The sequence below is a fragment of the Campylobacter sp. DY7 genome (assembly GCF_057802535.1).
The window spans coordinates 1-26,583 of the sequence record NZ_JBYJAU010000019.1 but is presented as its reverse complement, the minus strand read 5'-3'; the positions used below and the strand labels follow the sequence as shown (position 1 = coordinate 26,583).

General features: G+C 28.5%; 26 protein-coding genes, 1 tRNA gene and 1 pseudogene. 15 read left to right on the top strand and 13 right to left on the bottom strand.

The genetic code is table 11. The features are described from left to right. Positions 1–108 precede the first annotated feature (108 nt). The 4 genes from AC1B00_RS08900 to AC1B00_RS08885 all read left to right on the top strand — a co-directional run bounded on the left by AC1B00_RS08900 (position 109) and on the right by AC1B00_RS08885 (position 2,233). A tRNA-Ile gene (locus AC1B00_RS08900) sits at positions 109–185 on the top strand. 440 nt (positions 186–625) lie between these two features. Next, complete coding sequence (locus tag AC1B00_RS08895) at positions 626–787, top strand: hypothetical protein (protein ID WP_488849343.1); 162 nt, start codon at positions 626–628, stop codon at positions 785–787. Between the two features lie 144 nt (positions 788–931). Beyond that, a complete protein-coding gene (locus AC1B00_RS08890) occupies positions 932–1,579 on the top strand; it encodes a hypothetical protein (protein WP_488849341.1) in 648 nt (215 codons plus the stop codon). Between the two features lie 9 nt (positions 1,580–1,588). After that, the gene (locus AC1B00_RS08885; RefSeq protein ID WP_488849339.1) at positions 1,589–2,233 is read left to right on the top strand and encodes a hypothetical protein; all 645 of its coding nucleotides are present in this window, start codon (positions 1,589–1,591) and stop codon (positions 2,231–2,233) included. A 22-nt stretch (positions 2,234–2,255) separates the two neighbouring features. Here AC1B00_RS08885 and AC1B00_RS08880 read toward each other — a convergent pair whose 3' ends face one another. Continuing rightward, complete coding sequence (locus tag AC1B00_RS08880) at positions 2,256–3,191, bottom strand: hypothetical protein (RefSeq protein WP_488849337.1); 936 nt, start codon at positions 3,189–3,191, stop codon at positions 2,256–2,258. A gap of 107 nt (positions 3,192–3,298) precedes the next feature. On the opposite strand from AC1B00_RS08880, the gene AC1B00_RS08875 reads away from it, so the two are divergent. Then, on the top strand, positions 3,299–3,721 hold the full coding sequence (locus tag AC1B00_RS08875; protein WP_336611461.1) for a MarR family winged helix-turn-helix transcriptional regulator: 423 nt from the start codon (positions 3,299–3,301) through the stop codon (positions 3,719–3,721). A 45-nt stretch (positions 3,722–3,766) separates the two neighbouring features. Continuing rightward, entirely contained in the window at positions 3,767–4,126 is a 360-nt protein-coding gene (locus AC1B00_RS08870) for a cupin domain-containing protein (RefSeq protein ID WP_488849335.1), read from the top strand. Positions 4,127–4,254: 128 nt separating this feature from the next. Here the strand turns inward: AC1B00_RS08870 and AC1B00_RS08865 are convergent, their stop codons facing one another. Next, the gene (locus AC1B00_RS08865) at positions 4,255–4,842 is read right to left on the bottom strand and encodes an NAD(P)H-dependent oxidoreductase (RefSeq protein ID WP_488849334.1); all 588 of its coding nucleotides are present in this window, start codon (positions 4,840–4,842) and stop codon (positions 4,255–4,257) included. A 76-nt stretch (positions 4,843–4,918) separates the two neighbouring features. Here AC1B00_RS08865 and AC1B00_RS08860 point away from each other — a divergent pair, with 76 nt between their 5' ends. Further along, positions 4,919–5,224, top strand: a complete 306-nt coding sequence (locus AC1B00_RS08860; RefSeq protein WP_488849333.1) for a winged helix-turn-helix transcriptional regulator — start codon at positions 4,919–4,921, stop codon at positions 5,222–5,224. Between the two features lie 52 nt (positions 5,225–5,276). Here the strand turns inward: AC1B00_RS08860 and AC1B00_RS08855 are convergent, their stop codons facing one another. The 8 genes and pseudogenes from AC1B00_RS08855 to AC1B00_RS08820 form a co-directional block, all read right to left on the bottom strand. Continuing rightward, positions 5,277–5,855, bottom strand: coding sequence for a LysE family transporter (locus AC1B00_RS08855; RefSeq protein WP_488849332.1), 579 nt, complete (start codon positions 5,853–5,855; stop codon positions 5,277–5,279). Positions 5,856–6,731: 876 nt separating this feature from the next. Next, positions 6,732–10,118, bottom strand: a pseudogene (gene dnaE / locus AC1B00_RS08850) (DNA polymerase III subunit alpha); the annotation flags it as partial. 110 nt (positions 10,119–10,228) lie between these two features. Beyond that, on the bottom strand, positions 10,229–11,740 hold the full coding sequence (locus AC1B00_RS08845; RefSeq protein WP_488849331.1) for a DUF262 domain-containing protein: 1,512 nt from the start codon (positions 11,738–11,740) through the stop codon (positions 10,229–10,231). Next, positions 11,730–12,896 (bottom strand): DUF262 domain-containing protein, encoded by a 1,167-nt coding sequence (locus AC1B00_RS08840; RefSeq protein ID WP_488849330.1) that lies wholly within the window; start codon positions 12,894–12,896, stop codon positions 11,730–11,732. Before AC1B00_RS08840 ends, AC1B00_RS08845 begins: the two co-directional genes overlap by 11 nt. 2 nt (positions 12,897–12,898) lie before the next feature. Then, on the bottom strand, positions 12,899–14,191 hold the full coding sequence (locus AC1B00_RS08835; protein WP_488849329.1) for a BspA family leucine-rich repeat surface protein: 1,293 nt from the start codon (positions 14,189–14,191) through the stop codon (positions 12,899–12,901). A 167-nt stretch (positions 14,192–14,358) separates the two neighbouring features. After that, positions 14,359–14,601, bottom strand: a complete 243-nt coding sequence (locus AC1B00_RS08830) for an AtpZ/AtpI family protein (RefSeq protein ID WP_488849327.1) — start codon at positions 14,599–14,601, stop codon at positions 14,359–14,361. Continuing rightward, positions 14,594–15,871: a glutamate-1-semialdehyde 2,1-aminomutase gene (gene hemL / locus AC1B00_RS08825; RefSeq protein ID WP_488849326.1), complete on the bottom strand. Its 1,278-nt coding sequence runs from the start codon at positions 15,869–15,871 to the stop codon at positions 14,594–14,596. The genes AC1B00_RS08830 and hemL overlap by 8 nt, the downstream gene beginning before the upstream one ends. Beyond that, complete coding sequence (locus tag AC1B00_RS08820; RefSeq protein ID WP_239817129.1) at positions 15,861–16,214, bottom strand: hypothetical protein; 354 nt, start codon at positions 16,212–16,214, stop codon at positions 15,861–15,863. The genes hemL and AC1B00_RS08820 overlap by 11 nt, the downstream gene beginning before the upstream one ends. Before the next feature lie 60 nt (positions 16,215–16,274). On the opposite strand from AC1B00_RS08820, the gene AC1B00_RS08815 reads away from it, so the two are divergent. Both AC1B00_RS08815 and lepB read left to right on the top strand, forming a co-directional pair. Beyond that, positions 16,275–17,120 carry a bifunctional 5,10-methylenetetrahydrofolate dehydrogenase/5,10-methenyltetrahydrofolate cyclohydrolase gene (locus tag AC1B00_RS08815; protein WP_488849325.1) on the top strand — a complete coding sequence of 282 codons (846 nt, stop codon included), beginning with the start codon at positions 16,275–16,277 and terminating at the stop codon, positions 17,118–17,120. Continuing rightward, complete coding sequence (lepB, locus tag AC1B00_RS08810; protein ID WP_488849323.1) at positions 17,107–17,958, top strand: signal peptidase I; 852 nt, start codon at positions 17,107–17,109, stop codon at positions 17,956–17,958. Before AC1B00_RS08815 ends, lepB begins: the two co-directional genes overlap by 14 nt. A 131-nt stretch (positions 17,959–18,089) precedes the next feature. On the opposite strand, the gene ruvB is transcribed toward lepB, so the two are convergent. Beyond that, positions 18,090–19,094: a Holliday junction branch migration DNA helicase RuvB gene (gene ruvB, locus AC1B00_RS08805; protein WP_239817126.1), complete on the bottom strand. Its 1,005-nt coding sequence runs from the start codon at positions 19,092–19,094 to the stop codon at positions 18,090–18,092. A gap of 68 nt (positions 19,095–19,162) precedes the next feature. On the opposite strand from ruvB, the gene AC1B00_RS08800 reads away from it, so the two are divergent. Both AC1B00_RS08800 and AC1B00_RS08795 read left to right on the top strand, forming a co-directional pair. After that, entirely contained in the window at positions 19,163–19,582 is a 420-nt protein-coding gene (locus AC1B00_RS08800) for an Hpt domain-containing protein (protein WP_336611474.1), read from the top strand. After that, on the top strand, positions 19,579–20,613 hold the full coding sequence (locus AC1B00_RS08795) for an AI-2E family transporter (RefSeq protein WP_488849322.1): 1,035 nt from the start codon (positions 19,579–19,581) through the stop codon (positions 20,611–20,613). Before AC1B00_RS08800 ends, AC1B00_RS08795 begins: the two co-directional genes overlap by 4 nt. An 80-nt stretch (positions 20,614–20,693) precedes the next feature. Here the strand turns inward: AC1B00_RS08795 and fliI are convergent, their stop codons facing one another. Both fliI and folE read right to left on the bottom strand, forming a co-directional pair. Beyond that, entirely contained in the window at positions 20,694–21,989 is a 1,296-nt protein-coding gene (gene fliI, locus AC1B00_RS08790) for a flagellar protein export ATPase FliI (protein ID WP_239817123.1), read from the bottom strand. After that, positions 21,986–22,525 carry a GTP cyclohydrolase I FolE gene (gene folE, locus AC1B00_RS08785; RefSeq protein WP_488849320.1) on the bottom strand — a complete coding sequence of 180 codons (540 nt, stop codon included), beginning with the start codon at positions 22,523–22,525 and terminating at the stop codon, positions 21,986–21,988. Before folE ends, fliI begins: the two co-directional genes overlap by 4 nt. A 76-nt stretch (positions 22,526–22,601) precedes the next feature. Here folE and tig point away from each other — a divergent pair, with 76 nt between their 5' ends. The 4 genes from tig to def are packed head-to-tail and all read left to right on the top strand — an operon-like array spanning position 22,602 to position 26,003. Next, a complete protein-coding gene (tig, locus tag AC1B00_RS08780; RefSeq protein WP_239817121.1) occupies positions 22,602–23,891 on the top strand; it encodes a trigger factor in 1,290 nt (429 codons plus the stop codon). Then, positions 23,888–24,475 carry an ATP-dependent Clp endopeptidase proteolytic subunit ClpP gene (clpP, locus tag AC1B00_RS08775; protein WP_336611480.1) on the top strand — a complete coding sequence of 196 codons (588 nt, stop codon included), beginning with the start codon at positions 23,888–23,890 and terminating at the stop codon, positions 24,473–24,475. The genes tig and clpP overlap by 4 nt, the downstream gene beginning before the upstream one ends. 9 nt (positions 24,476–24,484) lie before the next feature. Next, the gene (locus tag AC1B00_RS08770) at positions 24,485–25,495 is read left to right on the top strand and encodes a GGDEF domain-containing protein (RefSeq protein WP_239817119.1); all 1,011 of its coding nucleotides are present in this window, start codon (positions 24,485–24,487) and stop codon (positions 25,493–25,495) included. Then, the gene (gene def, locus AC1B00_RS08765; RefSeq protein ID WP_488849318.1) at positions 25,488–26,003 is read left to right on the top strand and encodes a peptide deformylase; all 516 of its coding nucleotides are present in this window, start codon (positions 25,488–25,490) and stop codon (positions 26,001–26,003) included. Before AC1B00_RS08770 ends, def begins: the two co-directional genes overlap by 8 nt. Positions 26,004–26,583 lie beyond the last annotated feature (580 nt).

The following is a 26,583-nucleotide window of genomic DNA, read 5'->3' as shown; positions in this document are numbered from 1 at the left end:
TCTTTAACTCACACTAAAGAGTAGATAATAATTAACTAGCTCTTGAGAGCTTGTTTGGATATCAAAGGTTGAAATGAAATAATATATAACAATAATTCTACTTCTTAAGGGCCTATAGCTCAGCTGGTTAGAGTGCACCCCTGATAAGGGTGAGGTCACAAGTTCAAGTCTTGTTAGGCCCACCATTTACTCCCTTATATTTTTAATCTTTGTTTTTTATTGTTTAAGTTTTATTTTTTGCATTATTTTTATTTCTTTAGTGTTTTTAGTTTATTATTTTTTAATCTTCTTTACTCAAAAAGTATTTTTATGGTTTATTAGTTCTTTTATTAAGCTGTATTAGTTAAAGCTTGATTAAGTAAAATTAAGTTAGGGGATTAGTTAGGATTATGTTTAAGTGGATAAGGGTAGGTTTATTGCTTTAGGGTTTTTTAAATTGTTGAATTTGGGGTTAAGAGAGATTGTGGTTTTATGTGAGAATAGGGATTAAAATTATAATTATATTAAAATAATATGTTTAAGGTTTTTAAATTAATAAAGATAAAAGAATTTGAATTAGGAATTATGTTTTTATAATAATTTTATTTATTTTAAAAATTATTTTTAGTATAATTAAAGGTTAAAAATGGATATAAATGAGTTTTTTAATTTAACACAAAAACTAAATGAGTTTATAAAGCAAGACCCACAAGCATTTAAGGAATATTTATTAAAAAATCAAGATAGTTTAGATGATTTTAAATTTATAGCAAAAATCATAGATGAGATAACAAGTAATAATGTATAAATTTTATTTGTTTAAATAGTAGTTAAAGTTAATTATTTCATAATGTATTGAAGTAGTTGATTTAAAATAAAAATAATTTTGATAATTAATATATTATTAATTATAAGTAGTTAAATTTTCTTTTTTTAAAATCAAGGAAAGAATATGAAAAAATTATTATTAACTTTTAGCATAGTGGCTAGTTTGTTTGCAAATAACGACCTTAGATTTAATCAAAAATATTCTATAAAAACCATAGAATTTGAAGGTAAAATCTATAAAATTAGAGCTTATGAAAACATACCTTATGTTAAAAATATCATAGATAAGGATTATCAAAGTTTTAATTTTTATATACTTGATGAAAATGATGATAAAAAGCTTCAAAAGGCGCCGATATTTTTACCAAATTTTATAGGTGGATACAAAAGTGCAAAAATTACTTATATTGATGATAAAAGTCCATTTACACAAGCAAGTTTAAAAGCTCTTAGCAATGGCTATGCTCTAATTTTAGCAGGTTTTAGGGGTGCTAACAATATTAAAGATGGTGAGTATTTTGGCAAAGCACCTGCTTCTATTGTGGATTTAAAGGCGCTTGTTAGGTATTTGCATTTTAATGATGATTTGATGCTAGGTGATGCAAATAAAATCATATCAAATGGCACAAGCGCTGGTGGTGCTATGAGTTTGCTTTTAGGGCTTTCTCAAAATACCAATGACTATGATGAGTATTTAGAAAAACTAGGAGCTGCAAAAGCAGATGATAGCATATATGCAATTAGTTCTTATTGTCCTATCACAAACCTTTAAAATGCTGATATGGCTTACGAATGGCAATTTAATGATAATTATGATTACAAAACTTTAAAATTTAGCGATATGGTTGATTTTAGAAAAAAACGAGAATTTGTAACAGGAAAATTAAATGAAGAACAAATTAAAGAATCTAAAAAATTAGCTAAAGATTTTGTAGCCTATCTAAATTCATTAAACCTTGTTTATAAAGGTAAAAAATTAAACTTAAACGATGATTTAAACGGGAGTTTTAAAGACTATTTAACCGAGATTTTAGAGGCTGATTTAAATATCACAAGAAGTAAAATCACCCTAGCATTTGATAAGGCTGATTTAAGTAGTGCGGAAAATGAGCTTTTTGGAGACAATACAACAAAAGCAAATCATTTTAGTCAAAATTATGAGAGCAAAACTGATAAAAAACTTGTTGATTTAATGAATGTTATGAACTACTTAAACAATGATAAAGCAGCTAAATTTATTAGAATTAGAGTTGGTAAATTAGATAGCGATACTTCTTTTGCTATTAGTGCCATTGTTGCTTTAAAACTTATGGAAAATGGCTTTAATGTGGATTATAAGTTAGTTGATGGGGTAGGGCATAAAGGTGATTATGATTTAGATGAACTTTTTGCTTGGATTGATGAAGTAGTGCAAGAAAATAATTAAAATATAGGATAATATATTTATCCTATATTTTATTGATTATTTCAATTTCGCTTTGTTTAAAGTCTAGTTTTTGACTTTTATTATCGTTTAAATCCATTTCTATATACACCGTATCACTTAAACTTGATAATATCAAAACATCTTTTAAAACATAATTTCCATCAATTAATTTGCAAATATTTCTTTCGCCTTTTAGCTCATCACAAAGCCTAATATCAAGCTTTTTATAATTTACAAAATAACTCATATAAAGACTATTTTTACTAATTACCATATCAGTCCTAAAGCCACCTATATTTGCTAATTTTACAACCTTTATATCAAGGCTAAAAAAATACCAAATAGAGCAAATTATCCAAATAATTTTGATAAGCAAACTAAATCTTTTGAAAAGATATGCAAACACACAAAGAACTATAAAAATACTCATCATAACATTTAAACAACTATTTAGAGTAGGTAGGGAAATATTATCATAATTTGTCGTTTGATATACTTGAACAAGGCTTAAAAATACTAATTCAATCACGATAATAACGGCAATTGCAATTATCAAAAAGACTTTTTCATATAAAAAATTAATAATTTTTGAAGTTAAATCATTAGCTTTTTTTGTTTTTGTTTTACACGCAAGTAAAACTACAAATTCTATCATAATATAAGGAATTATTCCTATAAAAATAGAATATATAAAACATACATAACCAAAAGTAAGAAGTAAATTAAAATCAAACCTAGGCAAATACCCAACTTCAAATAAATAATATTTAGTATAAGCAATAACAGAAACTAAGGTAATCAAAACTAGCGAAAATCTCATAGTTTTTGTAAATAAATTAGCAATTTTTAAAAGCTTAGAATAGTTTATTAAAAACCTTTTCATCTGTAAAGAATAATTTTCCAAACTATTTCTAGTCTTTCTGATAAAACAAATTTTTATTTTTCTAATAAAAGACATTTTAACTCCTTTTTTATAATTTAGCAAAAATGTCGTTTATTTTTTAGGAATTTGAATTAGGAATTTAAATATTTTTATATAATCAAAAAAACTTATAAGGACAAACTATGAACTCAAGCTTATTTTTAATGGGTAGGATAAAAGAACTTGCAAATGAAATGATTTTAAACGAGCTTAACAAAAGAGCCGAGTTTGATTTGTCATTTTCACATGCAGATATTTTAAATATGCTTTTTGATGAAAATGAGTATTGTATGGTTCAAATCGCTCAAAAAATCCATAGAAGCAAAGCCACTGTAAGCTCATTAATTGATAAATTAGAGCTAAATGGTTATGTTATGAAAAGACAAAGTGAAGAAGATAGTAGAATGTATTTAATTAAAGCTACCAAAAAAGCTTTGGATTTAAGAGTAGTTTTTGAAGAAGTTTCTAATATAGTTTTTTCTAAATTATTAAAAGATTTTTCAAAAGCCGAAGCTTTATTAATAGAAGAATTATTAGAAAAAATGCTAAAAAATATAAAAGATTAACTTTTTAATATAAAATAGTTCGTTATCAAACTAAAAGGAGATAAAATGAACAAAAATTTTAGCATTGAGAGTTTAGGTGAGTTTTCAAGTATTAGCAGAGTTGATTTAAAAGATAAGCTTGATTTTACTTCTTGTGAGATAAGTATTAACACACTTTTAGTAAATACAAATGTGCCTTTTATACATTATCATAAAAGCAATGAAGAAATATATATTATCTTAAATGGAAATGGGGAAATAAAGTTAGATAATGAACTAATTTCAATTAAAAAAGGCGATATAATTAGAGTTGCTCCTAGTGTTAGAAGGCAGATTTTTGCTAAAAGTGATTTAAATTATATCTGTATTCAAGCTAAGGAAAATTCTTTAACTCAATATACATTTACAGATGGTGTGATTGAATAAAATTAAAAGTTTTATATGAATTTAAAGCTTTTACATATAGCTTTAAAATGTCTATATATTAAAATTTAGTATTTTTAAATACCTAAATATTACAAAGATTTAGCACGGAATAAATATTCCGTGTATTTTTAAGAATTTACGATTTCATTTAGAATGTGATTTTCGTATTCTTTTAGGTATTTTTGTGTATCATCACCCTTATGAACATCATAACAAGCAAAGGTTTTAAGCGCACTCATTCCAGCTGATTGGTTTGCTTTATGAAGACTTACGCTTAGCCCATCAACTCCAACATCACTAAAAAATTGCCCTTCTTCAAAAAATGCTAGCTTAGGAGCATTAAATGTCCAAGAAATCATATATTTTTTATCTTGCGAAAGCCCACCTGAGCCGTATTTTTTGCTAGGGTCGCTTCTACTTCTGCCATCATTTTCCCAAAGTTTTCCTTTACCAGCTGTATAAACTTTGGCTAGATATTCCCAAAAAATCCAAGGTGCATTCATGTAAAAGCAAGGAATTTGATAGATTATGATATCAGCTTTTAAAAACTTTTCTACCTCAGTTGCTTCATCATAGCCTTGATTTATAGTGGTTTGCTCTACATTAAAGCCATTTTTGCTTAAAGTCTTAAAAGCAATTTCTTGCAAGCTAGCGTTTAGCTCGCCTTTTGAGAAAAGATAAGGCATAGAACCATTAATTAGTAAAACATTTTTCATAAAACCTCCTTAATTTATGGTAAAGTCATTATAATTAATGGGAGTTTTTTGTCAATACGCTCAAATTGGAGAGTGTATGCAAAATCATTTAGAAAATTGTACTCTTATACACGCCCTAAAGCAGATTTTTGGCAAATATAAAATTGAGATTATGTATAATCTTTTGCATAGCGAAGTTTTAAGATACAACGAGCTTAAAAGAGCTGTTGGAGATGTTTCTTTTAAAAGCCTTACAAGAGCTTTAAAAGAGCTTGAAAATGATGGTCTAATCATTGAATATCCAGTAATCCCACCAAAAGTAGAATATAAACTAAGCGAAAAGGGACAAACTTTAGTTCCAATCATGAAAATGCTTTGTAAATGGGGAAATGAAAATAAATAATTCCTATTTCAAATTCTAATGATTTTATGGTATTAAAATCTAAATTTAATAATTAGAAAAACAAGCTTAAAGCACAATAAATAAGCATTAAAGCTAGAATAATATTTGTAATTTTTGCATATTTTACGAATAAAACACTAAAAATACTGCCAAAGCCAGCCCAAAGAAATGTAAAAAAACTTCCTATAAAAGCTAATAAAAATGCAAAAAGTATTAACATAAAGAAATCATTTTGATAAAAAGGCATTATGAAAGTTTGCATTGACACTATGCAATAAATATAAATTTTTGGATTTATAAATTGCAATAATGCACCTTGAATAAAGCTATTTGTAGGTTTTACATTATCATTTAATGTGCTTTTTATAATCTTAAAGGCTAAATAAGTTAAATAAATAGCTCCGATTATTTGCATATAAAATTGAAGCATAGGAATATATACTGATAATAAATTGCAAAAAATAGTGCAAATTAACATTACAACGCTAAAGCCTACAAAAACTCCGAAATTAAAAGGCAAACTCTTTTTAAATCCGAAATTTTTCGCATTTATCATTGATAAGATATTGTTTGCCCCTGGTGTAATAGACATAATCACAGCATAAGATAAAAAACTAAACCAACTAAACATATTAATCCTTTGATATTAAAACTAATTTATATATTTTCCATTATTTCGAATTTTAAAAAAAAATAGAATTTGAAATAGGAATTTGCTTTAGCTAGTTTTTGCTAATTCTTTGATTTTTTCTATTGTTTCGTAATTTACGCCAAATCTTCTTGAATACTTACTAACACAAGAATCAACTAAAAATTCTAAAACAATCTCACGAGCAACTTCTTTAGAACATAAATTATCTTTAATTAGTCTTGTTATTTCTTCTAAAATTTCTGCTTTTATGTTTAATAAATCAATCTTTATAAACTCACCTTCAAATGCTTTTGGACTTTGGGTAAATTCTTCTTTGTTTTCTTTATTATAAACTCTTCTAGCTTTTGCTACTCTTTTCTCAATCACTGAATATCCTAAAGCATTCTTACCATTGCTAGGCTCTTTTATAAGCTCAGGAGTAATTAAGAAAAAGTCATCTAAAAACGCTCCCGTTCCATTATCATCAACCCTAAGGCTTAAATCAAAACCATATAATTTTTCTTCTTTTTCTTGATTTAAAAACTCTTTTTCAAGCTTTTTATAAGCATCATCGTTAAAGCATAAAATATCAAATTCTCCAACTTCATCAACAACTTTAATTTTAGCAAATGCCTTATTTTTCTTGCTGATTTTAAATTCTGCATCAATTACAACACCCAAACTAAAGGCATTATAATCTCCATACTCGCTTTGAGCGAATTCGCTATGCTTTAAATAGTCTATTTTTTCAACTAAATGAGAAAATCTTTTTATATCGCCTTTGATTTTTTTGCCACCTTTTTTGACAAAAACTTCAAAACCTAAGGCGTTTTTATCAAACTCATTTACGCCTATATTTTGAGCATCAACTTCAACTAAACTATTTAAAAATAAAGTATTTTTACCATTTTCACGCTTATTGTTTAGTAAAAATCCATAAAGAGATTTTTTGGTTTTTGTATCCGAAGAAGCAAGGTTCATAGCTTTATATTTTGACGCTAAAATTTCTATTAAATCGGGGTTAAAGCATAAAATATTAAAGTTTGAATAATAATCAAGCGCTTTAATATTTGCATAACTTTTACCGCTTTTACTTTGTTTAAAATCAACTTCTTCAATAATACCTAAGCAAAATGCTTGATAATCACCATCATCTAAGTTTTCAAAATCAGAGCTTTTATAATGATCAATTGATTTGATTTCTTTTTTAAACTCATCTAGTGGGTGAGTTCCTAAATAAATGCCTAAATATTCTTTATCAAATTCCGCAAGTTCGGCAACGCTAAATTCTTCTTGATTTGTAATATCAATACTACTATGATATTCGGTTTCAAATTGAGAAAACAAGCTTTCTTGTAATCTTTTATCATGCTCTTTTTTTGCTTTAAATTCATTAATAATATAATCAATTGCAGCTAAAGAGCTTTTTCTATTAATTCCTATGCATTCAAAACAACCCGTTTTAGCTAAAGCTTCTATGCCTTTTTTATTCATATAAGCAGCATCAGCTCTTGCAATAAAGTCTTTTATATCGGTAAATGGCTTATCTCCTCTAGCTTTAGTAAGACCTTCAGCGCTTGGAATTCCAAAACTTTTAATTGAGCCTAGTCCATAAACAATAGCAGCTTTTCCATCTTTATCAATAACGTTGAATTCTCTTGTGCCATCATTGATATTTGGTGGTAAAAGCTCTATTCCTAATCTATCAAGCTCATCTTTGTATTTTTCAATTTTTTCAACCTTACCTTCTTCGCTAGTTAGTAATGCTGCCATAAATTCCGTTTCATAATATTTTTTAAGATAAGCAGTCTGAAACGCAACTAGAGCATAAGCAGCCGAGTGAGATTTATTAAAGCCGTATTCAGCAAACTTTAAGATAAGCTCCCATAAATCATCAGCCTTTTTCTCATCAAAGCCTTGCTTTATAGCTCCATCTAAATACTCGCCTTTTAATTTAATCATTTCTTCAAGCTTTTTCTTACCCATTGCACGGCGAACCAAATCAGCTCCACCTAGGCTAAATCCACCAATAGTTTGAACGACTTGCATAACTTGCTCTTGATATACAATAACCCCATAAGTTGGCTCTAAAATAGGCTTTAATTCAGGGAAAGCATATACTGCAGGTTTTCTTCCATGCTTAATATCAATAAAATCATCAACCATTCCACTATCAAGTGGCCCTGGGCGATAAAGTGCAAGAACAGCGATTAAATCTTCAAAGCAAGTTGGCTTAAGTCTAGCATTTAAATCTTGCATTCCTGAGCTTTCTATTTGAAAAATCCCAAGAGTGTTACCTGTTTGAATTAAATCATAAACGCCTTTATCATTTACATCAATTTTGTTCCAATCTATGTCTATATTATGGCGTTTTTTAATAAGTTTTATAGCATTATCAATAACGGTTAAAGTCTTTAAGCCTAAGAAGTCAAACTTAATCAAATCAACATCTTCAAGATAATCTTTCATATATTGAGTTACTAACGCATCTGATTTTGGTTGTTTAAATAATGGAGTTTTTTTCCATAATTCTTCGTTTGAAATAACAACACCAGCAGCATGCATTCCGGCGTTTCTATTAAGTCCTTCAAGAGCTAATGAATATTCCCAAACCCTTGTTCCGATTTTGCTTTTGCCCCTTACATCATCAGGATGACAAACTATATTTTTATATTCAGCGCGATTGTCTAAATCTTCAATGAAAGCTTTAATATCAGGGTTTTTTTCGTAAGCATCTTTTAAAGTGATTTTTAATTCTTCAGGCACTAATTTTGCTAAAGTATCAGCATCTTTTATGCGTAAATCACAAACCCTTGCAACATCACGAATAACACCTTTTGCAAGCAATTTACCAAAAGTAATTACTTGAGCTACGTTATAACGACCATATTTTTTTACAACATAATCAATTACTTCTTCACGCCTATTTTGACAAAAATCCACATCAATATCAGGCATAGAAACACGCTCAGGATTTAAAAAACGCTCAAAAAGTAAGTTATAAGGAAGTGGGTCTAAATCAGTTATTTCTAGACAAAATGACACCAAAGAACCTGCAGCAGAACCCCTACCAGGTCCAACAGGAATATCCATATCTTTAGCAGCTTTAATAAAATCATGAACGATTAGCATATAACCGCTAAAACGCATATTTTTAATAATATTTATCTCTGTTCTTAAACGCTCTTTATAGGTTTCGTGTTTGCTCTCATCAATATAAACCAAACGCTTAGCAAGTCCGTCCCAGCAAAGCTTTTCAAACAATACATCATCATTATCAAAACTAAAAATATCTTTACTAGGAAGCTCTAAGCCGATTTTTTCGGCGTATTCAAGGGCGAATTTAAAGTTTGGCGGAGTAGGGTTTCCTAAGTTTAATTCTAAATTACATTTATCAACTATTTCTTGAGTATTTTGCACAACTTCAGGCACATCAAGGAATAATTCATACATTTCTTCAGGACTTTTTACATAAATTTCACTCATTGTATGTCTTAAGCCTGTGTTTTTCTTAGCATCTTCGCTTTCAGGATCAACCCCAACAATATCTCCTGTGCTAATTGCCATGAAAATATTTTGAGCTTGAGCTCTATCTTTATATGTATAATGTGAATCGTTTGTAGCAATTACTTTTATACCTAATTCTCTTCCTAATTTAAGTATATTTGTGTCTATATTGTATTGAGAATTAATCCCCATTCTCATAATTTCAAGATAAAAATCATCTCCAAAAACTTCTTTATACCAAAGTGCAGCAGCCTTAGCTCCTTCGTAGCCTTTAGCTCCCATATCGGCGTTTGTTTTTCCATTACGGCGAACTTCTTTATCATTTAAGTGCCAGTTAATCTCGCCAGCAAGACATGCAGAACTACAAATAATGCCTTCGCTATGCTCTTTTAATAATTTTTTATTAATTCTAGGGCGATAATAAAAACCATCTATATGAGCTCTTGAAGTAAGATACATAAGGTTTTCATAGCCTTTTTGATTTTTGGCAAATAAACATATATGCCAGCGATGATTTGTTGAAGTGCTACTTATATCATCTTCTTCGTGCAAATAGCCTTCAAAGCCAATAATTGGCTTAATGCCGTGCTTTTTCATACTTTTATAAAAGTGAATAGCCCCAAACATTACTCCATGATCGGTGATTGCACAAGCTTTAAAATTTAGCTCTTTTAGTCTTTTTGCTAATTCATCAATTTTGTTTGCACCATCTAAAAGCGAATATTCCGTATGTAAATGTAAATGTGTAAAATCCATATATTATCCTTTAAGGCTATTTTAGTCGTTTTATCTAAAGACTTCTTAAACGCAAATTCCTATTTCAAATTCTTTGAAATTTTTGTGGAATTTGAATTAGGAAAATAATTTTAGTTTTTAAATGAGTTTTTTAAAATTTCTAGCATTTTTGCTTGATATTTTTTGATTTGCTTTTCTTCCCACTCACCATTATTTTTATATACTTCTAAAAGCTTTAAGCTAATTACTAAATCATTATTTAAAAAATCTTCAAATATTAACTTTTTCTTATAAAAAGGCTTATCGCTAAAGCTTGAATTTTCACTATCGCTGATTAGTGCTAGATTGCCTAAATCATCAATTTTGCCTTTGCTTTGCGGATATATATGCTCAACTGAATTAATATCTCTAAAACGATAATTTTTGATATATTTTTCATACTTACTCTTAAAATCAACATCTTGCATTAGATGGTATTCATAGCGTTGTAGCCAATAAACAATATTTGAATGATTATAATTTAAATCATTAAGATTGTCATTTTTTGCTAGATTATCATCTAGGTTTTTTAGCTCTTTAAATAAATCTTCATCACTATCACAAGTTAGCAAAGTTTCTAAATATTCACTAGGATTTCTAGCTACTCTTAGATAATTTAAAAATAATTCAAGCTTAGCATCCTTTAAATCCCCTAAAAGCTTATAATCTTCGTGAGCTTTTCTAACACTTCTTCTATCAAAAACAATTCTATATTCTTTTAAAGCATTTATTATTTTTATAGCATTTTCTTTAGAATGCTCTATTTTTTCCCAAGTATTTTCTAAAAATTTTGTTTTATCAATTTTAATTTCATCGCCAAATAAAATCCTAAAAACATGCAAAACAAATGTAGGATAATCAACAATACTTTTAAACTCTTTTGCTTTACATTCTTTTATATCCAAGTCTAAAATCTCACCTATACTAAGGGCTTCGTATTTAGTATCAAAATCTGCAATTTTATTTATCTGTATACATTCATTTAAAATATTTGAATATTCAAAATATTTTTCATCATCTTTTACAAGCTTAAGTAAAAATGATTTTAAAATATCGCTTTCATCAAGAGCTTGTGAATTGCTATTCATATTTATAAAATAATTGCCACAATTAATACCATCTAAAATCACAAGATTTATTCTGATATTTTTAAAAAGATTTTTATTTAATTTAGCCAAATCATAATTTACAAAAATCTCAAAAGCCTTATCAATGTTTTTGCCTAAATTATTAAAATTATAATTCCAAATAGCGTCCGTTATATCATCTCTTAAAGGCATTTTAAATCTACATTCATTTTCTAAATACGCAAAGTTAAAAGCGCTTGCAAATTCTCCATAAGCTTTCATCATTTTGCCGTTTTTGTAGCACATATAAGCACATAAGAAAAATATCGTGCTAAGTCTTTGTTGTCCATCGATTATCACTAATTCATCATCTTTAAGACTTGTTGTAATCGTGCCTATAAAATACTCTTCATTTGCGTTTAAAATATCATCTAAAAGCGCTCTAATTTGTCCTTCTTCCCATTCATATAGTCTTTGATAAATAGGTATTACAATGCTTTGATTTATCTCATTTAGATTTATTATTTTACTTTGCATTGCTTGCTCCTAAATTATTGTATTTTTTAAGCTCAGCTTCTAAAAATTTAAATTTTTCATTGCATTTTTCATAAGGATAAGTAGCTATTAAATCATTTAGCCTAAAGATTAATTCTTCTTCTACATTTGAGCTTAAAATAATTTGTATTATGTATTTTATATCTTGAATTAATGAAGGTAAAGAGTGCTTATTGCCATTAATAGGTCTATAATGAGTAATCCTAGCTACCATTCTAGCAATCTTATCAAAATCACCATCAGGAAATTTATCAAGATAAACAACCAAAACAAAGCCAGTATAATAATACATATTATCATTTACATACAGATTTGATAATTTATCCATAAAATTAGAATGTATAAACATATCTGTTATTTCATAATGCTTCTTAACCCAAGAAAAAAAGCTAATTCCATTAGCAAAACTTGCACTTATATTATTTAGATTTAACCCTGAACTAAAAGGAGTGATTTTGCAATATTCATTAATAGTATCAATATCTTTATAATCTTTATTATTCCCACGCATAAACTCCCTAATCATAGCCATATTTTCTAAAAAATACTGAAAGTAGTTTTTGCCTTCATTTATCTCATAAGCTTTACCATCTTCTATAAATTCGTTATATTTTTTCACATAGTAATTTATCAAATCGCTTTTAGAATTTATAACCCAAAAAGCCTTTATAAGGTCATAATTTTCTAGCTTTTTGCCTTTAGTGTTTATGTTTTCAAAAAATAAAAACGCTTTTTTAATATCATCTGTTTTAACACAAATAAAACTAGTATTTTCTAGCTTTTCATAAAAATTGACTTGATTTTTTAGATAATTTTTTATGATTTCATAATTTTTCTTTATATTAAAATGCGATATTTGATGATAATATTTTGCATCTTTTAAGAATTCATTATCTTTGCCTAAAGCTTTTAAAATAAGCTTAATCGTAGTTAGCCTTTGCTGTCCGTCTATTATCTCATAGGTGTCGTTTTTCTCATACAAAACTATTAAACCAAGCAACTTTGCTTCATCTTTAATGCTATCTAGTAGCTTTATAACTTCTTTTTCATCCCACACATATGGGCGTTGATAATCTGGTATGATTAGATTCTTATTTATTAAATCTTGAAATTTTAAAATCTTTGTTTCTACGCTCATTTTCAAATTCCTATTTTAAATTCCTTTTTGCTTATTTTAGCTTTAAAGCTTGTAATTAAGATATCATAAAAATCATTTTCTATATACGCTCTAAATTTGCCATTTAGCTTCATATAACAATCTTTTGCGATTAGTTTTAAAGTAGCTAAAATCTCATCATCACTTTTGTATTTAAAGGCGTATGTATTAGCAAGTCTTACACAAAACTTATCATAATCAAGCTCACTTTCGTACGCACCCCAAATACTCCCATGGCTTTGAGTATTAGGATATTTTGCTCTATCAAACTCCATTATAAGCTTTATTTCATTAGCTCTTTTTCTCTCTTTTAACTCAGCCTTATACCACGCTTTCATTTCATCACTACTTTTGGCTACATTTTCACGCTTTAAAGAAAACTCAAGCACATCTAAAAGTTTAATCGCTTCTAGTTTTTTAGGCTCTAAAAAAGTAGGTTTTATATAGTTTAAAGAATCAAACTCAGGTGTATAATCTATATAAAATTGATAAAAATTCCTATGATGATAGTTTGTAATTTCTCCTATGTCTGTTTCATAGTTTGGGCGTCTTATGGTTCTTATTTTTAGATATTTTTTAAATCTTAAAAGTTCTTCATAATCTTTTATATGATTATTTAAAAACTCATCTATATTTTTGTAGCTTGAACTTAGCTCGTAGCATTCATAAAGCCTATCAATACTAAAGTTTTTAAGCCTAACTTTTGCCATATCAAGATTAGTAATTTCTCTAAGCATAAAAGAGCAATTCCTTAGATTTGAAGCATTAATTTCAAGGCTTTTTATTTTCGTTTTTTCAAACATTGAGTTCATATTTGTGGTATTTTTTGTATTTAGCCTAAGTTCTTGAGTAAAACTAATGCAACCATTAAACATACTTTCAGTATTTACTACATTTGCCATATCAAAATTTATAGCTTGATTATATTTTTCGCATTCATAAAACATATAGCTCATATTAGTTACATTACTTGTATTAAAATCTAATGCTTGATTAAAACTCTTACACCCCTTAAACATAGCATTCATATTAACTACATTAGTTGTATCAAACTCAAGCTTTTCATTAAAATACTTACACCCGCTAAACATCTCATTCATATTTGTTACACGGCTAGTATCCCACTCGTTTATTCCGCTAAAATCAGTTCTTCTAGTATTTTTAAAAAGCCTTGCCATGCTAGTAATTTTGCTTGTATCAATGTCGCCTAAATAAATATTATTATCTTTTATAAGTTCTTTTAATTCTATCTTTTTTCTTGGAAAATACTTTTTCATAAACACTCCTTTTTTAAAGAGTATAGCAAAAGCATTGTCGTGATTGTGTCCATATAAAGATTTAAATTAAGATTTTTAATATATTTAAGGCTTTATGAAGTTAGTAAATTCCTATTTCAAATTCTTTGAAATTTTTGTGGAATTTGAATTAGGAATTTGATTAATTATTATTCTTCTTTTTCGTTGATTTTTACTAATAATTTATAAGCTTTATAAACATTTAAAATAGCAGCTGCAATTCCAAACCCAAGCCCTACAAAAAATAAGGGCTTATAAAGTTTTGCAAGCAAGATTCCAAGTCCAACACCTATTAAAATAGCAACTACAACGCTAATTCCTAAGCTTAAATAATTTGCTGCATCAACTAAGGTTCTAACTTTTTTAGCTCTGCTATTTTCTTGCTTATGCACGAATTGCCTTTGTAAATGCGTTTTTGAAAAGCTCTAATTCAATATCTTCAAATGAAGTGCAAATAAAGGCTGTTTCATAGGTTGATGGTGCTAGATTTACGCCGTTTTCAAGCATAACTTTATGAAATCTTGAAAACTTAGCTGTATCGCTAGTCTTTGCTTCATCATAATTTGTAGGATATTTTTCATTAAAGAAAAATCCTAACATTGAGCCTATATTTTTTGCTACAAAAGGAACTCCTGCTTTTTTGCTCTCATCAAGCATTATGCTAATTGCTGCTTTTGCCCATTCGTCGCATTTTTTATAAATATCTTTATTTAATTTGCTTAAACTTGCAATTCCAGCTGCCATCGCAAGTGGGTTTCCACTTAGAGTTCCTGCTTGATACACTCCACCTATTGGGCTTAATAATTGCATAATTTCTTTTCTAGCTGCATACGCACCAACAGGAAGACCACCGCCGATTACTTTGCCAAAGCAAACCATATCAGGCTTAATACCATAAACCTCTAAAGCTCCACCTAAAGCAGCTCTAAAACCACTCATAACTTCATCAAAAATTAAAACGATTTTAAGCTCATCGCAAAGTTTTCTAAGCTCTATTAAAAACTCCTTGCTAGCAGGAACAAAACCCATATTTCCAGCAATAGGCTCGATTATGATAACGCCTATTTCATTGCCGTTTTGTTTAGCTGCTGCGATTTGCTCTTTTACGCTATTTATATCATTATATTTTGCTGTATAGGTGTCTTTTACGGCGTTTTTGCTAACACCACTTGAGCTTGGAGTATTAAAAGTAGCTAAGCCACTTCCAGCATTTACTAAAAGCATATCAGCATGTCCATGATAACAACCATCAAATTTCATTATCCCATCACGCCCACTGAATGCCCTTGCAAGACGGATTGCACTCATGGTTGCTTCTGTTCCACTATTTACAAATCTAATCATTTCAATCGCAGGATATAATGATATAACTTTTTTTGCCAATTCGCTTTCAGCTAAAGTAGGAGCTCCATAGCTTGTACCATTTGCTGCTGCATCACATATTGCTTTGGTTATATCATCATCTGCGTGACCTAAAATACAAGGTCCATAGCTTTGCACGAAATCAAGGTATTTTTTGCCTTCAATATCATAAACATAAGCACCTTTAGCATTTTTTATAAATATCGGATCATTATCAACACTTTTGAATGCTCTTACGGGAGAATTTACCCCACCTGCTATTAGTTCTTTTGCTTCTTTAAAAGCTTCTTTATTTGTCATTTTTTTCTCCTTTTTTCTTTATGTATAAGTATAGATTTTTTATTTCTTCATTTGTTAAATAATAGTTTGGCATTATGTTTTTTGAACTTGTTTTACTAACTAAGGCCTTATAAAAATTCTCATAACTAATATCTTTTATACTAGGAATTATTACTTTTATTGTTTTCCCGTTTTCTTTATATGTTGCAAATACCTGTTCGCTTCCATCAAGCCCATGACATTTATCACAGCCAATTCCTCTTGGATTTTGATATAAACTTAATTGATATTCATCTTTACTTAAAAAATCGCTATTTGCATAAACAAATACGCTAAGTATTAATAAGATTAATTTTAGTTTCATTTTATAATCCGTTGTTTTTAGGGGTTATAATACACTCTTTATTTTTATAAAGGTTACAAATTGATATTAGATGGAAAAAAATTAAGCCAAGAATTATACATAAAATTATCATCAAAAATTAAAGAATTAAATACAAAACCTTGCTTAGCAGTAATCTTAGTAGGAGATGATTATGCAAGTAGTATTTATGTAAGAAATAAATTAAAAGCTTGTAATGAATTAGGAATTATTAGTAAAGATTATAAATTAAGCTCAGACATTAGCGAAATAGAGCTTTTAGATTTAATCAAGTCTTTAAATGAAGATGAAAATATTGATGCAATTTTAGTTCAATTACCATTACCAAATCATATTGATAAAAATAACATTATAAACGCAATTAGACCAGAAAAAGACGTAGATGGCTTTACTCCTTATAATTTAGGTTTAGTATTAGCTAATCAAGAGCCTTATTTTTATGCTTGCACTCCTTTAGGGATTAAAATCTTATTAAATCATTATAAGGTTGATTTAAAAGGCAAAAATATATGCATAATAAATGATAGCATTATAGTTGGACGCCCACTTGCTGCCATGATGATTAACGAAGGTGCAAGTGTTAGTATATGCCATAAATACACAAAAGATTTAAAAGAATATACCTTAAATGCTAATATTGTAATAAGTGCTACTGGAGTTTTACACCTTTTAAATGATGATTATTTAAAAGATGGAGCGATTTTGGTTGATGTAGGAATTACTAAAAAAATTGATGGAAAAATGATAGCAGGAGATTATATTAAGACAAGTGATAAAGCAAGTATGATTACCCCTGTTCCTGGCGGTGTTGGACCTATGACAATATATGCTTTAATGCTAAATACCTATGAAGCAAGATTAAAAAAGGAAAAAAATGAAAGAAAATAAAACAAAATGGCAAAAATTAGTTGATTTTTGGAACTCATGGACTGGGACTATTATATTTGTCTTAGTTTTTATATTTTTTGTAGCTCAGGCTTTTACAATTCCAAGTGGTTCTATGAAAAATACATTATTAATAGGCGATCATTTATTTGTAAAAAAATTCGCTTATGGAATACCAACTCCTAGAATACCATTTTTAGAAGTGCCTGTTTTACCTGATTTTAAAGGTGATGGACATTTATTAAGCTATGCAAAGCCAAAGCGTGGAGATATAGTAGTATTTTTATATCCACATAATACGAAATTACATTATGTTAAGCGTTGTGTTGGCTTAGGTGGTGATGAGATAATTTATTCAAACAAAACTCTTTATGTAAGAATGCATGAAGGAGATGAATATATGAGGGCAAATTATCCAGAAAGCAAGCAAGTGATTTTACAAGGTAAATTATATATAAAAGAGCCATTTACAAAAAAAGGAATTCATTATGATGAAAGAATTGATTTTGATAGAGTAATTGAAGCTTATATTGCAAAAAATCAATTCGCAATGGAGCCTATTTATGTTAGTGAATTAAAAGGACTTCATAAAGCATATTATTATAAAGTTCCTAGTAATGAATATTTTATGATGGGCGATAATCGTGACCATTCAAATGATAGTAGATTTTGGGGAAGTGTAGATTATAAATATATTGAAGGAAAGCCTTGGTTTGTATATTTAAGCTGGGATGAAGATTATAATATTCGCTGGGAAAGAATGTTTAAAAGTGTTGATACATTAGAAAATGATGAGCGTTATATTCATCATGAAGTAAGCGATATTAATTCACTTGATTAAGATAATTTAAATTCCGAATTCAAATTCTTTGATTTTTATAAAAAAGCTTTAAAGCTGATTAAAATTACCTAGAATTTGAATTCGGAATTAACTTTTTGCTAATACAAAATCCGAATTCAAATTCTTTAAGATTAATTAAACAACGAAGGCGTATAGTTGCTTAGCTTTAAAAGCGAATAAGCTTTATTAGTTGCTAGTCTTCCTTTTGCACTTTTTTCAATATAATTATTTGAAATCAAATAAGGCTCAATTACATCTTCAATAGTTCTTTCATCTTCGCTTAAAGCTGCTGCAATTGTATTTAATCCAACAGCTTTTTTAGCCTTACATAAAAACTCAAGATAATTTAAATCGCATTCATCAAGCCCTAATTCATTTACACCTAAGCTCTCAAGCGCTTGTTTTGCTCTTTGTAAGCTTATCTTTGTTTCATTATTTACAATGGCAAAATCTCTAACTCTTTTAAGAAGTCTAAGGGCAATCCTTGGAGTGCTTCTGCATCTTTTAGCTATTTCTTTACTAGCTTCATCATCACAACTTATATCAAGCTTTAAAGCTGCTTTTTTTATGATTAAAGCAAGTTCATCAGGGGTATAAAACTCTAATCTACAATTAATCCCAAATCTATCTCTAAGCGGAGTTGATATTCCGCCACTTTTTGTTGTTGCAGCGATTAAGCAAAACTTAGCTAAATCAATTTTAACCGTTTGAGCAGCAGGACCACTTCCTATAATAATATCTAAGCGAAAGTCTTCCATCGCTGGATATAAAACTTCTTCAATAGCAGGACTTAGGCGATGAATTTCATCTATAAATAAAATATCTCCATCTTCAAGATTTGTAAGAATTGCAGCTAAATCTCCGCTTTTTTCTATCATAGGAGCTGCTGTTGTTTTAATATTTACGCCCATTTCGTTTGCAATTATATTTGCTAGAGTAGTTTTTCCAAGTCCTGCAGGTCCAAAAAATAAAGTATGATCTAAGGGAGCATTTCTTAATTTTGCTGATTTTATAAATACTTTTAAATTTTCTTTTGTTTTTGCTTGTCCTACATATTCATCAAAATTAGTAGGCCTTAAGCTAATTTCGTATTTGCTATCATCTTTAAATTGTTCAATTTCTACTATTCTTTCCATATTTTGCCTTAAATAATGTTTGTAAATAATTTGTATAATCTTAGCAAAATATAAAAACGAGTGATTACATGAATAAAAATTTAGGACTTTTAGGACAATTAGAATTAGAATTTGATTTTGATATTGTTGATGATTTTATGACGCATTTTAATATATTTTGCGATTCTTTAGAGCCTGTTATAATAGCTTTAGAAGATGAGGTTAAATATTCTGAAAAAATTAACGAATTATTTAGAATGTTTCACAATATGAAAAGTGCTAGTGGATTTTTAAAAATTAATCAATTCGTAAATATTTGCAAAATTGTTGAAGATGTTTTAGATGAAGCTAGAGCTATGAGTGGGCCTGCAAGCGATGAATTAATTGACTGGCTTTTATTAATAACCGATCAATTTATTATCTATAAAATTGATTTTAATGAAAATAATTCTTATTTATCAGCATTAAATCCTAAAATAATCAAAATACCAGAAAGGCTAAATAAGTGAATACAAAAGTCTTTATTACTTGCTTAGTTTTATTAGTGTTTTGCTGTTTATTATATTTATTTCGTCCGTTTTTATTAACAATAGCAATAGCTGTTTTAATGGCAGTTGCAACAGCAAATCTTCATCATAAGATATTTGTTAAAACTAAAAAAAAATATCTAGCACCTATAATTTTGACCGCTTTAATGTCTTTATTGTTTTTCGCTCCTTTAGGATATACTAGCTTTTCTCTTGCAAGTTCTATAAAAGAATTTGATTTAACACAAATTCAAACAACTATTACAAAATTAAAAGCAATTGATTTTAATTTACCCGAAGAATTTAGTTTTGTAGAGCCTAAAATAAAAGAATTTTTAAATGAAATTGATTTAAATAATTTAGGTAAAAACATTCTAAATTATGCTTCAAATTTTACCAAATCAGGGGCTAAATTCTTTACAGAATTAGTTCTTATTGTGATTTTTTATTTCTTCGCAAATTATTATGGAGTAGAGCTAGTAGGATTTTTTAAAAGATTACTTCCACTTAGAAAAAAAGAATTTGAAAATATTTTAAGCGAAGTTTCAAACGTTATGAGTGTTGTGTTTTATTCTGTGATTATTACCGCAGTTTTTGAAGGCTGTTTGTTTGCAATGTTTTTAGTGTATTTTGGATATGATGGGCTTTTAATGGGGATTTTATATGCGATTTCTTCGCTAATTCCATTAATAGGTGGGGCTTTACTTTGGGTTCCTGTAAGCCTTTATGAGTACTCGCATGGAAATACTACTAATGCAATAGTGATTGCACTTTATTCTATTGTGGTAATTTCTATTATTGCAGATACATTTATAAAGCCTTTGATAATTAAATGGATAAATGAAAAACTATTAAAAACCCCAGCAAATATCAATGAACTTTTGATATTTTTTGCAATGATTGCAGGTATTTCTACTTTTGGATTTTGGGGAGTTATACTTGGACCTGCTATTTTGGCGTTATTTTTATCAGTAGTTAAATTATATGTTTTGATTATGGAAGCTAAGAATTAATTTTAAGATTAATTGCTAATAATTAAAATTGCATAAGAATTTGAAATAGGAATTTAAAATCATAATTCCGAATTCAAATTCTAATTGATTTTATCAAGCATACTAAGAACTTCTTCAAAGGCAAAAGCTTCATCATTTCCTTGTCTTAAAAAATCATTCATATAATCTTTTTTAGAAATTGCAAAATCAAGCTCTTTATCGCTACCTTTAACATAAGCTCCAATTCTAATTAAGGTTTCATTTTCTTTTAGCACGGAATTAAGTCTTTTAAACTTTGCTGCATTTTTTTTATGCTCAGGCGTAACTACATCTCCCATAACCCTGCTTGCTGAGTTTTGAATATTTATAGGTGGATATATTCCAAAATCGGTTAGATTTCTATCAAGAACAATATGCCCATCAAGAATTGATCTGCTTTGATCAGCGATAGGATCACTCATATCATCTCCATCTACAAGCACGGTAAAAAATGCTGTTATAGTTCCTTTTCCTTCTTCTTTACCAGCACGCTCCATTAATTGTGGTAGTAGGTTAAAAACACTTGGTGGATAGCCTTTAGCAGTTGGTGGCTCACCTAATGCAAGTCCGATTTCTCTTTGTGCCATAGCAAAACGAGTAACACTATCCATAATAAAAAGAACATCCATTCCTTGCTCTTTAAAAAACTCAGCAACACTCATAGCACAAAATGCTCCGTATTTACGCATTAAAGCACTATCATCGCTAGTTGCTACTATCATTACGGTATCATCCATTTTACCGCCTAAGTTTTTGTGGATAAACTCAGGTATCTCACGCCCACGCTCGCCTATTAATGCTACTACTTTTACTGCTGCAGGAGCGTTTTTAACTATCATTCCCATAAGGGTTGATTTACCAACCCCAGAACCTGCAAATATGCCTAGTTTTTGCCCAACTCCGCAAGTTAAAAGCCCATCAATACTTTTAATCCCAACAGGAAAAGGTTCACTTATAAGCCCACGCTTTAAAGCTTCAATAGGAGCTCTTAAAATAGGCATCATTTTTGTAGGATTTATTTTGTCTTTTCCATCTTTTGGTCTCATAAAAGGATCAACCACACGCCCAAGTAATTCCATTGAACAAGGGATTTTCATTCCTGCTTCTTCCATGAAAGCTTTATCGCCTACTTTAAAGCCTTCTACGAAATCAAAAGGGCTTAAAAAGCTTATAAATTCTTCAATCTTAACAACCATCGCATAAGCAGTTTTTTCTTCATTTTCAAGTCTTATTAAATCACCTACGCTAGTTGTTAAACCTTTAATCTCAATGCTAATTGAACTAATTTTATATATATAGCCAAAGTTTTGAGATTTTGGAATTTGTGCTATTTTTTTCTTTAATCTTTCTAAATTCATTTTATTAGAGAGTAAAACTCTTTCCTAGTTCTTTCGTCGCTTAAAAATATTCCTTTAAGTGAGCTTGTTATGGTTTTTGAATTTACTTTTTGAATGCCACGCATTTGCATACATAAATGCTCTGCTTCAATAGTTACAGCTACACCTTTTGGTTTTAATATTTCATATAATGAATTGCTAATTTGTTCGCATAATTGTTCTTGAATTTGTAGGCGTCTTGCAAATACTTCTACAAGTCTAGGAAGTTTTGAAAGTCCTACAACTTTGCCATTTGGAATATATGCGATATGAACTTTTCCAAAAAAAGGCAATAAATGGTGTTCGCATAAACTATAAAAATCAATGTCTTTTACTAAAACCATTTCATTATTGTCTGTATTAAAAATCGCTTCGTTTAGAATATCTTTTGGGTTTTGATTATAACCACTGCATAAGTATTCATAAGATTTTTGAACTCTTTCAGGGGTTTTTATTAGTCCTTCTCGGTCTGGATTTTCTCCGATTTTTATTAATAAATCTTTAATTAAATCTTTCATTCTTTACCTTTATATTTTGCCAATGATTAATTTTTTTAGCTAGAATTGTGCGAAATATTTTACAAAAGGTAGTTTAATGAAACTTAGTACAACAAAAATCAACGAAATTAATTACTCAGTAAGCGGTGTTATTGAGCAATCTTTATTAGATGAAAAGATTAAAGAAATAGCTGTAAAAGCTAGCAAGACTATGCAAGTTGCTGGATTTAGAAAAGGTAAAGTACCTGTAAATGTAGTATTATCAAGATATAAAGATTCTTTAGTAAAAGATGCAGAGCAAGAAGCAATCACAAGCGCTTATAAAGAAGCTGTAAAACAAACAGGTAAAGAAGAAAAAGAATTAATCGGCGAGCCAAGCTTTAAGAAGTTTGAAAGAAAAGAAAATGGAATAGAATTTGAATTCGTAATTTCATTTAGACCAACAATTGACTTAACAGGCTATGAAGCTTTAGTTCCTGAGCTAAAAATAGAAGAAATTAAAGAAAAAGACATTAAAGCTAGAAAAGAAGCTATGTTAAAGCAATATGCTCCACTTGAAAAGACAAAAAAACAAATCCTTAAAAAAGGTGATTATGCTAAATTTGACTTTGAAGGCTTTGTTGATGGCGTTGCATTTGAAGGTGGAAAAGCAGAAAATTATATGCTAGAAATCGGCAGTAATCAATTTATCCCAGGTTTTGAAGATGGTATGATTGAATTAAAAGTTGGCGAAGAAAAAGATATAGAAGTAACTTTCCCAGAGAATTATCAAGCAGCACACTTAGCAGGTAAAAAAGCTGTATTTAAAGTAAAATTACATGAAATTCATGGAAGAAAATTACCTGAAATTGATGAAGAATTACTTAAAAAATTATTACCAGGTGTAGAAAACCCAACCGAAGCAATCTTAGATGAAAAGATTAAAGAACAATTAGAAACAGAAGCTAAATTTAAACAAATTGATGAGAAATTAAAGCAAGAATTTGTTGAAAAAATGCTAGAAAAATATGATTTTGCAGTTCCACAAAATATATTAGAGCAAGAAACCAATTTACAATTCAATCAAGCAGCAAGAAGTTTTAGTAAAGAAGAATTTGATAAATTAAAAGATGAAAAATATCTAGAAGAAAAAAGAAAAGAATATGAAGCAGAAGCTTTAAAGAGCGTTAAATTAACTTTCATTGTTGATGAGTTAGCAAAATTAAGAAAAGTAGTTGTAAATGATCAAGAAGTAGCACAAGCTATTTATTTTGAAGCTTTAAGATACGGAATGGATCCAAAACAACTAATTGAAACTTATACAAAAAATGGAACTTTACCAGCTGTTAGAATGAGCTTAGTAGAAGAAAAATTATTTGCTGATTTATTTTTAGGAAAAGATAAATGAGCTACATTCCATATGTAGTTGAAAAAACTAGCAAAGGCGAGAGAAGTTATGATATCTACTCTCGCTTACTTAAAGATAGAATTATTCTTTTAAGTGGAGAGATAAATGATGAAGTAGCAGCTAGTGTTGTTGCTCAATTATTATTTCTTGAAGCTCAAGATGCCAATAAGGATATTTATTTATATATAAATAGCCCAGGTGGTGTAGTTACTAGTGGATTTAGTATATTTGATACTATGAATTATATTAAACCTGATGTTAGTACAATTTGTATAGGTCAGGCTGCTTCAATGGGTGCATTTTTACTTAGTTCAGGTGCTAAAGGCAAAAGATTTGCTTTACCAAATGCAAGAATTATGATACATCAACCACTAGGCGGAGCAAGAGGACAAGCAACAGATATTGAAATACAAGCTAAAGAAATTTTAAGATTAAAAGCAACTCTTAATAAAATATTAGCTGAGAACACAGGTAATAAACTTGCTAAAATAGAAAAAGACACTGAAAGAGATTATTTTATGAGCTCAGATGAAGCTTTAAAATATGGATTAATTGATAAGGTATTAGAAAAAAGTTTTAAATAGGATAGGGCTTTGAATAAAGATGTAATTTATGATGAATCTCCTAAGATTCAAAAACTTAGTGGTGGAGAGTTTGAGAAATTTACTCAACAAGTGATTAAACAATTAATTGAAGATAATGTTCCACCAACTCCTACTAATTATGCTATATATTTTGAAAAAATGCTTGATACTAAACCTATGGCGTTTAAAAAAAGAGTTAATGAAATGATATCTTATGAAAAAGAAGATCAAAGCAATAAAATAGCAGTGATTGAACAAGATATTAAAGAAACTTTTGCAAATATTAAGCAATTAGTTGGCTCAATTGCAGCGATTTATAAAAACATCACTACAATGAAAGCATTGATTAAGAAAAAAATAGGGGATTTAAGTATTGCAACTGGCTCTTTATCAATTCAAAATATCTTAAAATCACTTGATAGTGATATGGCAAAGCTCACAACTGCTCTTGATATACAATTAAATAGTATTAAAAAAGGTTATGATGAGATTGTAAAAATCCATAATAGGGTGAATGAGCAAAGTGAGTTTGATGATAAATTCGGAGTATTTAATAAAAGATATTTATACAGCAATATAACTCAAGATATAGAAGATATTAAAAAATATGGCTATTCAATATCACTGATGTTTGTAAAAATTAAAGATAGTTTATTAAATACAATTGAATTACAAAAAGACAAAAATCTTTTAATGAGAAATGTTGCTAAGTTATTATTAAAAACTTCAAGAAGAAGTGACGTAGTAGCGCATTTTGGTGATGGAATATTTGTAATGGCTATGAAACATACAAATATAGTAAATGCTAAGAAAGCTTGTGAGAGAATTTCTGATTTATTTTACAATACAACGTTTTTTATTAATGATAATGAGATTGATATCAATATAGAAATGAGTGTTGTGGCACTTAGTGGTGATAATTATGAAGAGCAAATCTTAGAAGCTATTAGTGTATTGCCTAATACAGGTAAAGACAAAGAAATTTATGCTGTTGTTGGAGATAGCGAAGAAGATGCTTGAAATAATCACATATCCAAATAAACTTCTTTTTACAAGAAGCCAAGAAGTAGAGAAATTTGATGAAAATCTACATAAACTTCTAGATGATATGTATGAAACTATGATTTCATCAAATGGTATAGGCTTAGCTGCAATTCAAGTAGCAAAACCTTTAAGAATATTCTTAATAAATCTATTAAATGATAAAGAAGAGCAAAACAAAGAAGATTTAATTGAATTTATTAATCCTATAATTACTCCTATTGGAGAAGGAACTCAAGTTTATGAAGAAGGTTGTCTTAGTGTTCCTGGATTTTTTGAAGAAGTAACTAGATACGATAGGATTAAGGTTGATTACTGCGATAGATTTGGCAATGCAAAAAGTCTTGAGGCTGATGGGCTTTTAGCAGTTGCTATTCAGCATGAAAACGACCATTTAAATGGACATTTATTTATAGAAAAACTATCTTTTAACGGAAGAAAAAAACTAGAAAAACATTTAAAAAACTCTAAAAAGTCTAAAAAATAATCTTAGCTCAAGCTAAGGTTATTTAATTTGCATAATAAACAATAAGTCTAGGTTTTAATAATTATTTAAATGATTAATTTTTAATGTTTTAAAGTAATTCTTAATTTAAATTCTTTGAATTTTCAATATCTAATCAAAAATAAAATACAAAATTATAAGCGAACTAAAGTTTATTTAAATCTATTAAATGTATTTATGTTTAAAATTAGCAAATTTTGCAATCACACGAGCAAAGCCAAAATAATTACAAATTTCAAAGAATTTGAATTAGGAATTTAAAATAATATTTGAATTTATAAAACTAAAAGCATTCATTTATTTTTTATGCAAATTAAGATTACAACTTTTAAAATATAGCTTCTAATTTATCAAGCATAATCTTATAAATTTTAAAATCAAATTCCTAATCTAAATTCTTTTGTTTGTTTAAATAATTAAACATAAACTTCAAATACTTTTATATTTTTCTTTTAGTTTGAATTTTAGCGCTTACTACTTAGGTTAAGTGGTTGAAGTGGTTGAAGTGGTTGAAGTGGTTGAAGTGGTTGAAGTGGTTGAAGTGGTTGAAGTGGTTGAAGTG

Coding starts and splice junctions, on each gene's coding strand:
- AC1B00_RS08895 (WP_488849343.1), top strand. CDS start 626: ATGGATATAAATGAGTTTTTTAATTTAACACAAAAACTAAATGAGTTT.
- AC1B00_RS08890 (WP_488849341.1), top strand. CDS start 932: ATGAAAAAATTATTATTAACTTTTAGCATAGTGGCTAGTTTGTTTGCA.
- AC1B00_RS08885 (WP_488849339.1), top strand. CDS start 1,589: ATGGCTTACGAATGGCAATTTAATGATAATTATGATTACAAAACTTTA.
- AC1B00_RS08880 (WP_488849337.1), bottom strand. CDS start 3,191: ATGTCTTTTATTAGAAAAATAAAAATTTGTTTTATCAGAAAGACTAGA.
- AC1B00_RS08875 (WP_336611461.1), top strand. CDS start 3,299: ATGAACTCAAGCTTATTTTTAATGGGTAGGATAAAAGAACTTGCAAAT.
- AC1B00_RS08870 (WP_488849335.1), top strand. CDS start 3,767: ATGAACAAAAATTTTAGCATTGAGAGTTTAGGTGAGTTTTCAAGTATT.
- AC1B00_RS08865 (WP_488849334.1), bottom strand. CDS start 4,842: ATGAAAAATGTTTTACTAATTAATGGTTCTATGCCTTATCTTTTCTCA.
- AC1B00_RS08860 (WP_488849333.1), top strand. CDS start 4,919: ATGCAAAATCATTTAGAAAATTGTACTCTTATACACGCCCTAAAGCAG.
- AC1B00_RS08855 (WP_488849332.1), bottom strand. CDS start 5,855: ATGTTTAGTTGGTTTAGTTTTTTATCTTATGCTGTGATTATGTCTATT.
- AC1B00_RS08845 (WP_488849331.1), bottom strand. CDS start 11,740: ATGCAAAGTAAAATAATAAATCTAAATGAGATAAATCAAAGCATTGTA.
- AC1B00_RS08840 (WP_488849330.1), bottom strand. CDS start 12,896: ATGAGCGTAGAAACAAAGATTTTAAAATTTCAAGATTTAATAAATAAG.
- AC1B00_RS08835 (WP_488849329.1), bottom strand. CDS start 14,191: ATGAAAAAGTATTTTCCAAGAAAAAAGATAGAATTAAAAGAACTTATA.
- hemL (WP_488849326.1), bottom strand. CDS start 15,871: ATGACAAATAAAGAAGCTTTTAAAGAAGCAAAAGAACTAATAGCAGGT.
- AC1B00_RS08820 (WP_239817129.1), bottom strand. CDS start 16,214: ATGAAACTAAAATTAATCTTATTAATACTTAGCGTATTTGTTTATGCA.
- lepB (WP_488849323.1), top strand. CDS start 17,107: ATGAAAGAAAATAAAACAAAATGGCAAAAATTAGTTGATTTTTGGAAC.
- ruvB (WP_239817126.1), bottom strand. CDS start 19,094: ATGGAAAGAATAGTAGAAATTGAACAATTTAAAGATGATAGCAAATAC.
- AC1B00_RS08800 (WP_336611474.1), top strand. CDS start 19,163: ATGAATAAAAATTTAGGACTTTTAGGACAATTAGAATTAGAATTTGAT.
- fliI (WP_239817123.1), bottom strand. CDS start 21,989: ATGAATTTAGAAAGATTAAAGAAAAAAATAGCACAAATTCCAAAATCT.
- folE (WP_488849320.1), bottom strand. CDS start 22,525: ATGAAAGATTTAATTAAAGATTTATTAATAAAAATCGGAGAAAATCCA.
- tig (WP_239817121.1), top strand. CDS start 22,602: ATGAAACTTAGTACAACAAAAATCAACGAAATTAATTACTCAGTAAGC.
- clpP (WP_336611480.1), top strand. CDS start 23,888: ATGAGCTACATTCCATATGTAGTTGAAAAAACTAGCAAAGGCGAGAGA.
- def (WP_488849318.1), top strand. CDS start 25,488: ATGCTTGAAATAATCACATATCCAAATAAACTTCTTTTTACAAGAAGC.